Below are 15,764 nucleotides of genomic sequence, written 5' to 3' on the forward strand. Positions count from 1 at the left end.
CCCTCCCCAGTAACGATACTTCTATTGTACGAGAAACCACGTAGAAAAAGATGGAACCGCCGTCAATTTTTACAAAATGTTTAGTCTATGACCGCTACAGCTGCCATTGATCATGACAGAAAACGGGTTAGGCGCTTTCGATAAATTCGATGCTGCAAGAAAAGCTTTTATTGGTATAAAGAGCTGATGGCTTCGAGTGGCAGGCCATTAAATAAATAGAAAAAATAAACAATTCATGAAAATAAATATATTTATGTAAATGATCCGAGCTCCTCGCCGATATGTATAGTATAAAATTGGAAAGGGGTTTGTATATGAAGAACAAAAAAATTGTTTCACTGCCTTTTTTGTGTACTGTGTTGCTTATTGTTTTTAGTTTAGGTATGAATTCAAATGCTGCCTCAGCGCAAAGTGTGTTAAAAGAAAAAACAATCATGGAGCAGCAGGAAAAACTGAAAAAACAAAAGGAAACTGAGGGTGTTTCATTAAATCAAGCGAAACAAGTAAGCCTTAAAACAGACAATAAAACAGAAAAGATGAAAGTGAAGAAGCCTTCGAATGAGAATGGTTTTAAAACAAGTTCCATGTACAACTCCGATGACCAGGTTTTCAATACAACCTCTGTCCTTGATGAAAATAATCCTGATGATATGTACTTTTTCAGTACTTCGTCAGATCGAACCCTTATCACAAGAATTTTTTCAAACAACAGCGATTACCATCTGAAATTGTATGTTGTCAATTGGGATACAGGAGAAGCTCAGCCGTCTAATATATCAATGGCAGCAGGGAACTTAGTGCTTTTAAAAGAGCTTCCCGCTGGCGATTATATGATCCGGGTTTACTCTGAAGGAACGACGGGAGATTCATATAATATTCAGTTAAACGCGAAAAACCCTTCAAATTATTCAAGTGTAAAATCGGTAACGTCTAATTTACAAGCCTTTGTTGCTGAGTATGGAGACGGTTCAGTGTATGCGAATGGTACACTGCTGTACAATTCTAATACGAAAACATCTTCATTAAACTGGGAAAGAGTATATTATTTTTCCTATGGTGGCGGGTATAATCAGCGCACCCATTCCATTTCTGATGTGAAGGTTAAACATATTTCTGACCCTGTCACTTATCGTTCGAGTTATGCAAGTTCAAGCTCAGCCATCATGGTTTACTTAGACACAGGCACGCTTTTTATGCATCATGTATCAGCTTATCAGTCCGGGGTAGGTTATGATGATTCTTTCCTTGATACGTTAGGTAAAAAAACACCGAGAAGGCTTGATGCGGATGATCAGAACTATGGGGATCATATATTAATCGTTGATCTAAAAACCGGCAAAGCGGTAGACTTTTTCAGTGTTTTAAATTACTACTATGCTTCAGGTGTTGAAAGCTTGCCTGTCATAAAATATATCAATTAAATGACCAAAAAAGGATTTCCGGCAGCGGAAATCCTTTTCTCACGTTAAAACGAAATAATCCCAATCAGCAGTGCCGCAATCGTCATCACAATGGTTGTTCCCACGGCCCATTTGATCGTGAATTTTTGATGGTCGCCAAAGCTGACGCCCGCCATTCCGACCAATAAATAAGTGGAAGGCACGAGAGGACTGAGCAAATGCACAGGCTGGCCCAGCAAGGAGGCTCTGCCGATTTCTGCGGCATCGATCCCATAAGCAGCGGCGGCTTCTGTGATGATCGGCAGAACACCGAAGTAAAAGGCATCATTCGACATAAAAAAGGTAAATGGCATGCTGACGATGGCTGTAATCAAGGGCAGGTGCGGGCCCATGGCGTCAGGGATGAGTGATACGAGAGAATGCGCCATGGCGTCTACCATTTTAGTACCCGACAAAATGCCTGTGAAAATGCCGGCGGCAAACACCATGGAGACAACGTTTAAGGCATTTCCTGCATGCGCTGAGATTCGCTTTTGCTGCTCTTTTACATTTGGATAGTTCACCATCAAGGCGATAGCAAATGCGATCATAAAAAGAACAGGGAGCGGGAGCAGGCTGGTGATCAAAGCGGCCATCAGCACGACAGTCAGTAGCAGGTTAAACCACTGGAGAGCGGGGCGTTTGAGCGGCGCTGTATCCGGATCGGACGCGTGCTGGTGTTCAATTGAGATGACGCCGAGCCGTTTCCGTTCTTTTTTTCCTAGAATATAGGCTACGGCAAGCACCCAGAGAATGCCGGCAATCATAGCAGGAATCAACGGAGTGAAGACTTCTGACGTGTCCAATTTTAAAGAAGCCAAAACCCTTGCAGTCGGACCACCCCACGGAATAATATTCATGACTCCCGACCCAAGCATTGCAATTCCCGCCAACACCAGCCGGTTCATGCCGAGCCGTTTGTATAGCGGTAGCATCGCCGCAATGGTAATCATGTACGTTGTTGTCCCATCTCCATCCAGCGAAATGGTCATCGTCAACACCGCTGTGCCGACAGCGATTTTTAATGGATCTCCTTTGACAAGGGATAAGATTTTGGCAATGAGCGGATCGAACAAACCTGAATCAATCATGATGCCGAAATACAGGATCGCAAATAATAGCATGATGCCTGTCGGAGCGAGATCTGTTACACCCTGAAGCACCATATCGCCCAGGTCTTTGCCGAATCCGCTGATCAGGGCACACACAACAGGAACGACAATCAAAGCAATAAGAGCGGAAAGCCGATTTGACATAATAAGATACATGAAGACAATGATCATCACAAAACCGAGTATCGCAAGCACGATATGACCTCCCCCATTCAACAGCACAATTTTTAGTAAGCGCTTCCATATTTCAGGAAGGCTTATTTCAAATATTTATGACCTCATGTTGACAAGTAGACCTAAAAACCTAGAGAGCAGATAAGCAGTTTATATGCAGGTCGCCAAGGGTAAATGTGCTATAGAATGTTTATTTTTTGAGATCTGGAATAGGAAAAGGGGGAGCAGACATGAGTGATGACCAAAACAAACGAGTCAATGAACACTCAAAAGACGAGCAGCTCGAACAGTATAGGGTTGATAACAGCGGAAAGAAAATGACGACAAACCAAGGCGTACGGGTGTCTGAGGACGAACATTCGTTAAAAGCCGGAGTTCGCGGCCCGACGTTGATGGAGGATTTTCACTTTCGGGAGAAGATGACCCATTTTGACCATGAGAGAATCCCTGAACGGATCGTGCATGCGCGCGGGTATGGCGTGCATGGCTTTTTTCAGGTGTATGAGCCGATGACAGAATTCACCCGGGCGAAATTTCTTCAGGACCCTTCGGTGAAGACACCGGTATTTGTCCGGTTTTCAACGGTTGCGGGCTCCAAAGGCTCCGCTGACACAGTGCGTGACGCCAGAGGATTTGCGACAAAATTTTATACTGAAGAAGGAAACTATGATCTTGTAGGCAATAATATCCCGGTATTCTTTATTCAGGATGCGATCAAATTCCCGGATTTGGTGCATGCGTTTAAGCCTGAGCCGCACAATGAAATGCCTCAGGCCGCGACAGCTCATGATACGTTTTGGGACTTTGTCGCCAATAATCCAGAGTCGGCTCACATGGTGATGTGGACGATGTCTGACAGAGGCATTCCCCGCAGCTACCGGATGATGGAGGGCTTTGGCGTTCACACGTTCCGTTTTGTCAACGAACAAGGAAAGGCGCGTTTCGTGAAATTCCATTGGAAGCCGGTGCTCGGCGTGCATTCTCTCGTATGGGATGAAGCGCAGAAAATTGCCGGAAAAGACCCCGACTTCCACCGCCGCGACCTGTGGGAAACAATTGAAAACGGCGGCACGGTTGAATATGAGCTAGGCGTGCAGATGATAGAGGAAGAAGATGAATTCAAATTTGATTTTGATATTCTTGATCCGACGAAGCTTTGGCCGGAAGAGCTTGTACCGGTGAAGATCATTGGGAAAATGACGCTGAATCGCAATCAGGATAATGTATTTGCGGAAACGGAGCAAGTCGCATTCCACCCGGGAAATGTTGTGCCGGGCATCGACTTCACAAATGATCCGCTCCTGCAGGGACGGCTTTTCTCTTATACGGATACACAGCTGATCCGTCTTGGCGGCCCGAACTTCCACGAGATTCCGATTAACCGCCCGGTATGTCCGTTCCATAACAACCAGTACGACGGTTATCATCGGATGACCATCAATAAAGGGCCGGTCGCTTATCATAAAAACTCTCTGCAGAACAATGACCCGTCTCCTGCGTCAGCCGAAGAAGGCGGTTACGTCCACTATCAGGAGAAAGTAGAGGGCAGAAAAATCCGCCAGCGGAGCGACAGTTTTAATGATTATTATTCACAGGCAAAACTGTTCTGGAACAGCATGTCCCCGGTGGAGAAAAAGCACATCATTTCCGCCTTTTGCTTCGAGGTCGGGAAGGTCAAAAGCAAAGATGTGCAGCGGCAGGTCGTCGATGTCTTCAGCAACGTAGATACTGTCCTGGCAGAAGAAATCGCCAAAGGAGTAGGTGTGGCGCCGCCGGCGAAACGCAAAGCATCAAAAGAAATCCTTACCTCACCTGCATTAAGCCAAGCCCGTACAGTGAAAACAGCGTCAACGAGAAAAGTCGCGGTTCTCGCCGGCAATGGTTTTGATGAAAAAGAACTGCAAACAGTGCTGGACGCCTTAAAACAAGAAGGGATCACAGCGGATGTCATCAGTCAAACGCTGGGGTACATCACAAGCGGCGCCGGACAGCAGCTTGAGGTCGGCGGCACATTCCTGACGACAGACTCCGTTCTATATGACGCCGTCTATACCGCAGGGGGACTTGAACTAAAAGAAGATAAACAAGCGATGGCGTTTATTAGAGAAGCCTACAATCACTATAAGGCGGTCGGTGCGGCAAATGAAGGAGTTGGCCTCCTCAAATCAGCTGTCGGCGCAACAGAGGGGCCGGGAATTGTGACAGCAAAAGACGAAGAGGACTACACCGGCTTCTATAAAGCGTTTATCGAAGCAGTTGCCGCCCACCGCCATTGGGATAGACGAATTTGATTCGCTCCTGTATCGTAGAGGAAGATACTTATGGATAAGGAGCATGACATATGAACGAAAAACAGCTCGCAGAGGCTTACGAGCGCGACGAAAATATGATGATATTAGTATTCGCCCAATGGTGTGTCAACCATGATCTTGATCCGTTGGATCTGTATGCCAAAGCGTATCCGCAGCAAAAGCTGAATGAAAGCTTAAAAAAAACGGTGGAAGAACTGATCGTGCCGAAGAACGAGTCAGAACAAATACCTGACCAGACCGTCATTGCGGTGTTAGAGATGTTTGGGAATATTGATTTGGCACAAGCGGTTCACGAAGTGATTGCTGAGCATAAACAATAAAAAAGAGACAGTATGTTGTCTCTTTTTTATTTGGGAAAAAATCGAGCAGATCGACCTAGAAACTTCTTTTCACTTCATCGGTCTATAAAAGTGTGCGCTGCAGAAAAAAGGGAATGATAAACAAAGAAAATCAAAGGAGGAGATTGTATGAAATGGAATAAAATGATGAGGCTCGCCGTAGCTGCTGCTGTCCTGCTTTTTAGTGTATTTGCATATGCGGCCCCAACTGTAAAAGCGGTTCAAGCGAAAACGCCGACTGTCAGCAGCCATACGTACAAAAAGATCAAGGAATTAAAGTATCCTCAGGTGCATCACATCGGGAATGCCGCGTTTGAAAAAAACATCAATCAAGAGCTGAAAGCCTACATTGAACAATCGTATCAAGAATACCTGAAAAACAAAAAAGCCGGTGAACAGCAGGGCTTCAAAGCGGAATATCAAACATCCTTCAGCGTCAAATATAATGCGGCGGGCAAGCTCAGCATTCAAACGCTTAATTATATCTATTCAGGCGGCGCCCATGGTTTAACGTCTGTTCAATCCTTCAACTATGACTTGAACACACACAAGCGGGTGACACTGAATCAGATTCTGAATACCAAAACTAAAGTCAGCAAAACGAAAGATTACCTATACAGCTATATCAAAAAACATGACACGCTGTTTTTCCCTGATGTAAAGAAAGAGGAGATTATCCTTAACCAGGACACAATGTTTTACTTTACGAAAAACGGTATCGCCATCGTCTTCGGCCAGTATGACTTGGGACCTTATGCAGCTGGAATCCGGGATGTACAGGTGCCTTCCTCTGTTTATCAATAATCAAAAGAGCCATATCCTTAAAAAGGGATATGGCTCCATTTTTCTACCACACAAACAGACCGACAATCGCAGCACTTAGTAAAGATACCGCAATTCCGCTGACGAGCAGCTTCCATACGTTTTTCCCGATCACGGTTGACTTTTCGCCGTCAAGGATCGAGTTGTACGTTCCGTAAATCATGCCGACAGTACTGAAGTTGGCAAATGACGTCAGGAATGTCGTTGCTACCGCAACTGTGTGAGGGGGTAGTGTTTTAAGATTGTTTTTCAAGTCAAGCATCGCAACAAACTCGTTCGTTGCCAATTTCATTCCCATCAGCTGAGCGACATACATCGCATCGTGTACCGGCAGCCCAAGCAGGAATGCGAAAGGACTGAAGAGATAAGCAAAAATCGTCTGGATGGTCAGGCCGTGTACGAAAACGCCAAGAATGCCATTGACTGCTGACGTTAACGCCACATATCCAATCACCATTGCCAAAATAACGATCACCATGTTCATGCCGACAAGCATACTGTTAGAAATCGTAGAGAAAAAGTCTTTTTTCTCTTCTTTAGGCGGTGTATAGATGATGTCTTCATCCTCCGGCACATGCACTGGATTCAGCAGGTTTGCGATAATCAGCGCGTTTAAGCAGTTTAAAGGAATCGCTGTAAACACGTATGTCGCCGGCACCATTGACAGGTAAGATCCGATAATAGAACCGCTGATGCTGCTCATGCTCATTAAGCCGAATGTGAGCAGGCGGTTGTTGTTTAATACTGTGAGCTGCTGGCGGATGACTGCCAGAGCTTCTGTATTTCCCAAAAACATCATTTGAATAGAGAAAAAGCTCTCTAATTTCGGCAAGCGGGAAGCCTTTGAGATCACCCAGCCGATTTTATCAATCAGCCATGGCAAAATGCCGAAATATGTTAAAATGTCAAAGAATGTGACGATGAAAATAATTGGAAGAAGTGCGCTGAAGAAAAAGTCTACCGTTTCATTTGCCATCACAGAAGGGAATGCAAAGGCGATCCCGTCACTGGCACAAGCAATCAGCCAAGTGAAGAAATTTCCAATTTGTCCGATGGCCCAGCTGCCAATTTTTGTCCCCAGCATAAACCACGTAATCAAAAGCTCCAGAACAATTAACGTAATGATCGGACGCCACTGGATTTTCTTTTTCTGCGGGGAGCATAGGAACACAACTGCCATAATCACAATGAGACCGACAAGGTTTAATAAAAAGTACATGATAGCAACTCCTATGAGGTTTATTATGGAAATGAAAAAAGCCCTTATTCTTCACAAATTCTGGAAGTTCAGAAAGTGTGAAAAATAAGAGCAAACAGAAAAGAACTTGTCCTTTTCAACTCGTTCAAATTTATTCAAACTTTCTTGTAGTCTAGTTTTTTACGGTTACTAGGTAGAAACAATCAGACCATATTACTGATCATATACAAGAATGTCTTTTTTCTAAGATGATAGCAGTATTTTATCCTTTCACTTTTTGAAAATCAACCTTTTTAACTATTTTCAAAATAATAAATTTATATTTCGAAGTCGAGAAAATAAAGGAAATTCATATTGGATTGCTATGCTGAAATTGTGATCAGGAGGGAAAAACGAAGCATATCATCACAGGCACGCCAATACATGCTGACCATCGGCTTTACTGTATTTCAAGACAGAATAATCAAAAGCTGACCGACTTGGACAGCAGTGATTTGAGAGATAGCCACGGGATCGAGGCGCTCTATGATGAATTGTTTCAGCACATTAGCCTTAATACGGAGCCGGAAGCGTTTATGTAATCAATAATGCTGGTGTACTGGCTCCATTGGGCCGATCGAACAACAAAACGGAGGAGCTGAAGAAACAGCCCGCTTATTAATTGATCTTCTAAACAGTGAGGAGTTCGGGCAGCCGCCTCTCGGTGAGAATCTTAGTTCCTATTCCTGGATGATTGTTGTATCATAATAGCGGGGAAACCCTCTATGCAGCAAAAAGGAGTTCTTTTTTATGATTATTCAATTCATTCGTTATAGATAATGACAGGTATAGACGACTTTCCAGGCCTGGCCAAAAAGTTAGATAGGCCCAGGTTTATTTGTCTATGCCTTTTTCATTTATTTAAAAACGAATGAATGAGGTGTTTTTTGTGTCAAACATAAAGAAGCATGCTGCTTATATGAATCAATTTGTCTCTCTATTTCGATGCCCGATTTGCGATTCTTCAATGAAGGTCACATCTTGGAAAAGTTTGGTTTGTTTCAAGAGCGGGCATACGTTTGATATATCCCGGCATGGGTACGTAAATTTCCTGACAAAGCCGGTCAAAAGCAGCTATCGGGCGGGGCTTTTCGAAGCAAGAAGCCGGCTGATGGCAGAATATCACTTTTTTGCACCGCTTCATCAGGCATTAGCTGACTTGATCAGTGACCGGAAGTCTGAAAAAGAGACGTTAACCATTTTAGATTGCGGATGCGGTGAGGGGACCCACTTGAAAGCGGTTTGCGAGCTGCTTCAAGAGAAGAAAACAGTGCACGGCATTGGGATTGATATTGCCAAGGATGGCATATTACGAGCGGCAAAAAATATTGGCGGGAAGCTGTGGGCCGTAGCTGATGTAGCTAATGCGCCCTTTCAAGACCGGCAATTTGATGTCATTCAATCGATTTTCTCACCTTCAAATTATGCAGAGTTCCACAGACTGCTGAAAAAAGATGGTTTGGTTATAAAGGTTGTCCCTCAAAAGGATTACTTAACAGAACTAAGGCAGGTTTTATATGCAGATTCAGAAAGACGAACCTATTCCAATGCACCTGCAATTGAGCGCTTTACCACACATTTTCAGCTCGATCATCTGATGAGGCTGCGGTATACCAAAACGCTTCATCAGCAAGGCGTAGAATGGCTTCTGAACATGACACCGTTAGCCTGGTCCGCATCGGCTGAAAAAATCAACCAGTTTATAGAAATGAAATCGGCTCAGCTGACAGTTGATGTTGATATATTAATCGGAACGAAATGAGTGAAAGAGGAAAGCTCCCATAAAGAGCTTTCCTTTTGTTTTCCGCAAAAACGGAATTTTCCACTGGGTTGGAATAGTTATCACTCATTTTCCGTAAATATGGAAGAGGAAAGGCTTGAAATGGTGTTCTGGTGACTGGCACAGAACTTGCATTAGAAATGACGGAAAGGGAGGGGATATTTTGTAAACGCTTTCCTTTTCTCAGACAAGCGGAAAAGAGGGATGTTTGTGGACATTATGATTATTCTTTTGGCTTTGGGTTTGCTGATGTTTGTCGCCTATCGGGGGTTTTCTGTCATTTTGTTTGCTCCGATTTGCGCCTTATTTGCTGTGCTGCTGACAGATCCAAGCTTTGTGCTTCCTTTTTTCTCAACCATATTCATGGAAAAGATGGCAGGCTTTATTAAGCTGTACTTTCCAGTATTTCTGCTTGGCGCCATTTTCGGAAAGGTCGTCGAGATGTCCGGTTTGGCGGCTTCCATTGCGAAGACTATTGTCAGATTGATCGGGGCGAAACGAGCGACACTCGCTATCGCATTGATGGGCGCTATTTTAACGTATAGCGGAGTCAGCCTGTTTGTTGTCGTCTTTGCTGTATACCCCTTTGCGAAAAATCTGTTTAAAGAAGCTGACATCCCGAAGCGCCTCATACCGGGAACGATTGCTCTCGGGGCATTTACTTTTACGATGGACGCACTGCCGGGTACACCGCAAATCCAAAATGTAATTCCTACGACGTTTTTCAAAACAGACATTTATGCCGCCCCTTGGCTTGGTATGATCGGCGCGGTATTTGTGCTGGCGGCGGGTATGTTCTACTTGGAATCGAGGCGAAAAAAAGCAGAAAAAACAGGAGAAGGCTACGCCGGTTTTCGATCGGAGATTTCTGCCGCGCGTGAGCCAACTGATCTTGCCCCGGAACAAAGCTCACCGGCCTTAGAGCCCGACACAAGCAGGGTCCGGCACGCACTCGCTTTTGTTCCTCTTATTCTTGTTGGTGTGATGAACAAATGTTTCACCACGATCCTCCCCAAGTGGTATCCGAATGAATTCGATTTTTCCGCCATAGGATTGGGAGAGTTCGGGAAACTTGATATCTCCTCCGCGGTTGCCATTTGGTCAGTGGAGCTGGCCCTCCTGATCGGAATCATCGCAACCATTTTGTTTGATTGGAGAAAAGTGTTTGGACAGCTAAAGGAAGGGCTGAATGAAGGGATCGGCGGCGCCCTGCTGGCATCAATGAATACAGGCGCCGAGTATGGTTTCGGCGGCATTATTGCTGCGCTGCCGGGGTTTCATAAGCTGAGCAGCGGCATTTCACATACGTTTACAGATCCGCTTGTGAACGGAGCGGTAACGACAACAACGCTGGCAGGGATCACCGGATCGGCCTCAGGGGGAATGGGAATCGCGTTAAGCGCGATGTCTGATCAATATGTGAAAGCGATTCAGACCTACAACATACCGCCCGAAGTGATGCACCGGGTCATTTCGATGGCGTCAGGAGGCATGGATACGCTTCCGCATAATGGGGCGGTGATCACCCTGCTGGCTGTGACGGGTTTGACTCATCGCCAATCGTATCGGGATATTTTTGCGATTACTCTCATCAAAACCGCCGCCGTATTTGTGATTATCGCGATTTACAGTTTGACGGGCCTTGTATAGGACAAAACGAAAGGGGAATCAGATATGGGAAAAGTGCTGTCATCGAGTAAGGAAGCCGCGGAACTCATTCGGGAGGGGGATACACTGATCGCGGGCGGATTCGGCCTGTGCGGAATTCCCGAGCAGCTCATTCTGGCGATAAGGGATAAAGGGGTAAAAGATTTAACCGTCGTCAGCAATAATTGCGGAGTTGATGATTGGGGGCTCGGTCTGCTGCTGGCAAACAAGCAAATCAAAAAAATGATCGCTTCCTACGTCGGAGAAAACAAAATTTTTGAAAAGCAATTTTTAAGCGGAGAATTGGAAGTGGAATTGGTTCCCCAAGGGACCCTCGCTGAAAGAATCCGAGCCGGAGGAGCGGGTATACCGGGATTTTACACAGCCACAGGCGTCGGAACATCTATCGCTGACGGGAAAGAGCATAAAACCTTTGACGGACGCAACTATGTGTTAGAAAAAGGGATTACTGGGGATGTCGCCATTGTAAAAGCGTGGAAAGCGGACTCCATGGGAAATTTAGTTTATCGGAAAACGGCAAGAAATTTCAATCCGGTTGCCGCCATGGCGGGAAAGATCACAATTGCCGAGGCAGAAGAAATTGTTGAGGCGGGAGAGCTCGATCCCGACCACATCCATACGCCTGGTATTTACGTACAGCATGTTGTGCTCGGCACACATGAAAAGCGGATTGAAAAACGAACTGTTCAGCAAGCGGAAGGAAAGGAGGCGGCACAATGAAGGAAGCCAGAAAAAGAATGGTCAAACGTGCTGTAAAGGAAATAAAAGACGGTATGAACGTCAATCTTGGGATAGGGATGCCGACACTTGTCGCAAATGAAATACCGGAGGGCGTTCATGTGATGCTTCAATCAGAAAACGGTTTGCTTGGGATCGGTCCGTATCCGCTGGAAGGAACGGAAGACCCGGATCTGATCAATGCGGGGAAAGAAACGATCACCGCCGTAACAGGCGCATCCTATTTTGACAGCGCAGAATCCTTTTCGATGATACGAGGCGGTCATATCGACCTGGCTATCCTCGGGGGCATGGAGGTTTCTGAGCAAGGGGATTTGGCGAACTGGATGATCCCGGGGAAAATGGTGAAGGGAATGGGCGGCGCTATGGATTTGGTCAACGGGGCTAAGCGAATCGTCGTCATCATGGAGCACGTCAATAAACATGGGGAATCGAAGGTGAAAAAACAATGCTCCCTCCCGCTGACAGGACAGAAAGTCGTTCATCGGCTGATCACTGATTTAGCTGTTTTTGATTTTGATAACGGCCATATGACACTGACTGAGCTCCAGGAAGGCGTCACGCTGGAAGAGGTATATGAGAAAACTGAAGCTGACTTCGCCGTAAGCCAGTCAGTCATCCGGCAAAAATCTTAAGCAGGAAGGTGTATGACATGAAAACACAAGTCGCTCTTGTGACAGGCGCAGCCGGCGGAATCGGATTTGAAATTGCAAAGGAATTCGCCCGGGAAGGTGCCGAAGTCATTATTTCAGATGTAAATCAAAAAGTGTGCGGGGAGGCCGCCGCCAAGCTGAACGAGGAAGGCTTTAACGTCACGGGCATTCCATGTGACGTAACAAAGGAAGAGCAAATTGCTGATATCGTCCATACTATCAAGACCCGATACGGACGTTTGGATACTTTGGTGAATAACGCAGGCATGCAGCATGTCGCGCCGATTGAAGAGTTTCCGACAGAACGGTTTGAACAGCTTATTCGCGTCATGCTGACCGCGCCATTCATTGCGATGAAGCATGTCTTTCCCCTTATGAAAAAACAGCAGTTCGGCAGGATCATCAATATCGCGTCTGTGAACGGACTGGTGGGGTTTGCGGGAAAAGTCGCTTATAACAGCGCAAAGCATGGCGTCATTGGGCTGACAAAGGTGGGGGCGCTGGAAGGCGCGCCCCACGGGATTACGGTGAATGCACTCTGCCCGGGATATGTGGACACACAGCTTGTCCGCAATCAGCTGAGTGATCTTTCTAAAACAAGAAATGTTCCCTATGAATCGGTTCTGGAAGAGGTGATTTTTCCGCTTGTGCCGCAAAAACGTCTTCTCTCGGTGAAAGAAATTGCTGATTATGCCGTATTTTTGGCGAGTGAAAAGGCGAAAGGCGTAACAGGGCAGGCGGTCGTGCTGGATGGAGGCTACACAGCTCAATAATAGATTCTTGTATTCATAGGAGGCTCTCGTTTATCATAAGGTTGAAAGCGATTACAAAATGTGACGGGAGCGACAGGGAGATGAAACATTCTATTAAAAGATTACCCTATGAATGGCTGGATGAAATCATCAACCTTGCGGCGGAATGTATTGTTGTGGTTGATCATGAGGGGAACATTCTCTATATCAATCCGGCATACTGTGACTTTCTGAAAAAAACAGAGAACGAAGCGATAGGAAAACCCGTTCAGGACGTGATTGAAAATTCGAGAATGCATATCGTGGCGAAGACGGGGCGTACAGAGGCTGCCGCTATTCACCCAATTAACGGCAGTGAAATGATCGCCAACCGGTATCCGCTCTATGTGAACCAGCAGCTTGTCGGAGCGGTCGGAACCGTTATGTTTCGCAATCCGCAGGAATGGATGGATTATTCACGAAAAATTAAACCCATCCTCAATGAACTCAATTACTATAAAAATAGATACGAAAAAGAGCTTTTCAGTAAATATCACTTTGGCGACTTGATCGGAAACAGCCCTCTCTTTATGGATGCGAAACGGCTGGCTGAACGGGTATCTGACAGCCAATCGGCCGTTTTGCTTTTAGGAGAATCAGGTACGGGAAAAGAGCTGTTCGCCCACGCCATCCATCAGAACAGCCGCCGCCGGTATGCTCCCTTTCTGCGTGTCAACTGCGCTTCGATCCCGGAGCAATTGTTTGAATCAGAAATGTTCGGATACGAAGACGGAGCGTTTACGGGGGCGAAAAAAGGCGGGAAAAAAGGAAAATTTGAACTCGCGCATCAAGGAACCATTTTCCTTGATGAAGTAGGTGATATGCCGCTGCATATGCAAAGCAAAATCCTTCGCGTCCTGCAGGAGAAAGAGATAGAGCGGGTCGGCGCAGGAAGCCCGGTCCCGATAGATGTACGAGTGATTGCGGCGACACACCGAAACCTCGAAAAAATGGTCCGGGAAGGAGACTTCCGGCAAGACCTCTATTACCGATTGAATGTAATCAAAATTCAAATCCCGTCCCTAAGAGAGCGCATAGAGGATGTTGTGCCCATCGCAGGGCTTCTATTAAAAAAACTTGAACGGAAATTTGGATTTGATGGCTTGGAGCTTTCTAAAGAAGCGATTGCGGTGCTTCAGAGCTATTCTTGGCCGGGCAACATACGTGAACTGGAAAACGTCCTAGAACGGGCTGTCAACGTCCTCGACGGCAAACAAATCGAACCGAAACACCTGAATCTCGCTCCTGAAGCTCAACCCATCCAAAGAACAATCAAAGTCCGAGAATATCAATCGATACAGCCATTAAGAGAGACAATCGCTGAGGCGGAAAAAAACGCGATCATCGAGGCGCTTGCCGCAGCAGACGGCAATAAAATAAAGGCAGCAAAGCTATTAGGCATAGGAAAAACAAGCTTATATGAAAAATGCAAAGCCTATCAAATTGAGCAGGCATAAAAAACACACTTGTCCCGCCAAGGAATCAAGTGTGTTTTTCTGTTCTTTATTTCCAAACATCGTTAGCGATCTCAACAACATGGCGCAGCTTCGCCCATTGCTGTTCCTCGGTCAGCTTGTTGCCTTCCTCAGTCGAAGCGAACCCGCATTGCGGACTCAGGCATAGCTGGTCAAAGCTGACATAACGTGACGCTTCTTCAATACGGCGTTTCACGTCGTCCGGATCTTCGAGCTCACCGAATTTAGATGTAACTAAACCGAGGACAAGCTGAAGATCAGTGCGTTTCACATAACGGAGCGGTTCGAATCCGCCTGAGCGTGAATCATCATACTCTAAGAAAAGCCCGTCCAGATTCAAGCCGTCAAAAATGGTTTCGGCCGCCGCATCATAACCGCCCTCAGCTGTCCATGTGGACTGAAAGTTGCCGCGGCAGATATGCATGGTGATTGTCATATCATCCGGACGATCAGCAATGGCGTCATTGATCGACTTCGCAAACAGCTGGCGAAGCTCGTCAGGCGTTGTTCCGAATGCTTCCACTTGTTTTAAGCCTTTTTCAGATAAGAAAACAGCCCATGCTGTATCGTCAAGCTGGAGGTAGCGGCAGCCTCTGTCATAAAACGCTTGAATCGCTTTCTTATATGCTTTTGATACATCATGCTGGAAAAGAGCATAATCGTTCTTGTAGGCATCCTTTTCCAGTCTCCCCCGGAAAAAGAGCATATTCGGACTCGGAATTGTCATTTTTGGCGTGGCATCACCAGCGATGCCATGTAAAAATGAGTAATCTTCGAGCATCGGGTGGTTTGAGAAATCAATATCGCCCGTCACTTTGATGCCGCGTGCTTTTGTCTGCACATTATGGAACTGGATACCCTGTTCAGGTATAAACGGCTCAACGCCATCCAGATTTTCCAGGAAATCAAAATGCCACCACGCTCTGCGGAATTCTCCGTCTGTCACGACGTTCAGGCCGGTTTCCTTTTGTTTTTCCACAATGCGGATGATTTCATCGTTTTCAATCTGGCGAAGCTGTTCGGCAGTCATTTCGCCGGCCGCCTTTTGCAGGCGCGCTTTTTTGACGGGCTCAGATCTCAGCAGGCTTCCGACTTGATCCGCGCGAAACGGCGGTTTTTTTCTCTGGAGCGATTGTTTTTGTTCTGCGGGTGTTGTTTGCTGTGACATGTTGTTCATTCCTTCTTTCCATTCAAATATAAAAAAGCTCTTCCTCAGGATAAGGAA

Annotated in this window: 13 protein-coding genes and 1 riboswitch; of the genes, 10 read left to right on the plus strand and 3 right to left on the minus strand. The window is 45.9% G+C overall.

Annotation, left to right across the window (positions count from 1 at the left end; all coding sequences use genetic code 11):
• Positions 1 to 314: 314 nt before the first annotated feature.
• A complete protein-coding gene (locus tag NST16_RS19180) occupies positions 315 to 1,421 on the plus strand; it encodes a hypothetical protein (protein ID WP_340888080.1) in 1,107 nt (368 codons plus the stop codon).
• A 44-nt stretch (positions 1,422 to 1,465) separates the two neighbouring features.
• On the opposite strand, the gene citH is transcribed toward NST16_RS19180, so the two are convergent.
• Positions 1,466 to 2,746 carry a citrate transporter CitH gene (gene citH / locus NST16_RS19185; protein WP_340888082.1) on the minus strand — a complete coding sequence of 427 codons (1,281 nt, stop codon included), beginning with the start codon at positions 2,744 to 2,746 and terminating at the stop codon, positions 1,466 to 1,468.
• A 209-nt stretch (positions 2,747 to 2,955) separates the two neighbouring features.
• Here citH and NST16_RS19190 point away from each other — a divergent pair, with 209 nt between their 5' ends.
• From NST16_RS19190 to NST16_RS19200, 3 genes are all read left to right on the plus strand, one after another.
• Positions 2,956 to 5,016 (plus strand): catalase, encoded by a 2,061-nt coding sequence (locus NST16_RS19190; RefSeq protein ID WP_340888084.1) that lies wholly within the window; start codon positions 2,956 to 2,958, stop codon positions 5,014 to 5,016.
• A gap of 50 nt (positions 5,017 to 5,066) precedes the next feature.
• The gene (locus tag NST16_RS19195) at positions 5,067 to 5,357 is read left to right on the plus strand and encodes a hypothetical protein (RefSeq protein ID WP_340888086.1); all 291 of its coding nucleotides are present in this window, start codon (positions 5,067 to 5,069) and stop codon (positions 5,355 to 5,357) included.
• Positions 5,358 to 5,504: 147 nt separating this feature from the next.
• Positions 5,505 to 6,179: a DUF3298 and DUF4163 domain-containing protein gene (locus NST16_RS19200; protein WP_340888088.1), complete on the plus strand. Its 675-nt coding sequence runs from the start codon at positions 5,505 to 5,507 to the stop codon at positions 6,177 to 6,179.
• A gap of 43 nt (positions 6,180 to 6,222) precedes the next feature.
• Here NST16_RS19200 and NST16_RS19205 read toward each other — a convergent pair whose 3' ends face one another.
• Positions 6,223 to 7,416 (minus strand): NupC/NupG family nucleoside CNT transporter, encoded by a 1,194-nt coding sequence (locus NST16_RS19205; protein WP_010332441.1) that lies wholly within the window; start codon positions 7,414 to 7,416, stop codon positions 6,223 to 6,225.
• A gap of 127 nt (positions 7,417 to 7,543) precedes the next feature.
• Positions 7,544 to 7,645: riboswitch (purine riboswitch) on the minus strand.
• A 708-nt stretch (positions 7,646 to 8,353) separates the two neighbouring features.
• Here NST16_RS19205 and NST16_RS19210 point away from each other — a divergent pair.
• The 6 genes from NST16_RS19210 to NST16_RS19235 all read left to right on the plus strand — a co-directional run bounded on the left by NST16_RS19210 (position 8,354) and on the right by NST16_RS19235 (position 14,521).
• Entirely contained in the window at positions 8,354 to 9,196 is an 843-nt protein-coding gene (locus tag NST16_RS19210; protein WP_340888434.1) for a methyltransferase domain-containing protein, read from the plus strand.
• A 228-nt stretch (positions 9,197 to 9,424) separates the two neighbouring features.
• On the plus strand, positions 9,425 to 10,864 hold the full coding sequence (locus NST16_RS19215) for a GntP family permease (protein ID WP_340888090.1): 1,440 nt from the start codon (positions 9,425 to 9,427) through the stop codon (positions 10,862 to 10,864).
• A gap of 24 nt (positions 10,865 to 10,888) precedes the next feature.
• Positions 10,889 to 11,602: a CoA transferase subunit A gene (locus NST16_RS19220; RefSeq protein WP_340888091.1), complete on the plus strand. Its 714-nt coding sequence runs from the start codon at positions 10,889 to 10,891 to the stop codon at positions 11,600 to 11,602.
• On the plus strand, positions 11,599 to 12,255 hold the full coding sequence (locus tag NST16_RS19225; protein WP_340888093.1) for a CoA transferase subunit B: 657 nt from the start codon (positions 11,599 to 11,601) through the stop codon (positions 12,253 to 12,255). Before NST16_RS19220 ends, NST16_RS19225 begins: the two co-directional genes overlap by 4 nt.
• Before the next feature lie 17 nt (positions 12,256 to 12,272).
• Complete coding sequence (locus NST16_RS19230; RefSeq protein WP_340888095.1) at positions 12,273 to 13,046, plus strand: 3-hydroxybutyrate dehydrogenase; 774 nt, start codon at positions 12,273 to 12,275, stop codon at positions 13,044 to 13,046.
• Between the two features lie 80 nt (positions 13,047 to 13,126).
• Positions 13,127 to 14,521 carry a sigma-54 interaction domain-containing protein gene (locus tag NST16_RS19235; protein ID WP_340888096.1) on the plus strand — a complete coding sequence of 465 codons (1,395 nt, stop codon included), beginning with the start codon at positions 13,127 to 13,129 and terminating at the stop codon, positions 14,519 to 14,521.
• Between the two features lie 46 nt (positions 14,522 to 14,567).
• Here NST16_RS19235 and NST16_RS19240 read toward each other — a convergent pair whose 3' ends face one another.
• Entirely contained in the window at positions 14,568 to 15,707 is a 1,140-nt protein-coding gene (locus NST16_RS19240; RefSeq protein ID WP_340888098.1) for a 5-methyltetrahydropteroyltriglutamate--homocysteine S-methyltransferase, read from the minus strand.
• Between the last annotated feature and the right edge of the window lie 57 nt (positions 15,708 to 15,764).

The sequence above is a fragment of the Bacillus sp. FSL K6-1005 genome, assembly GCF_038000225.1.
GTDB lineage: Bacteria > Bacillota > Bacilli > Bacillales > Bacillaceae > Bacillus > Bacillus mojavensis.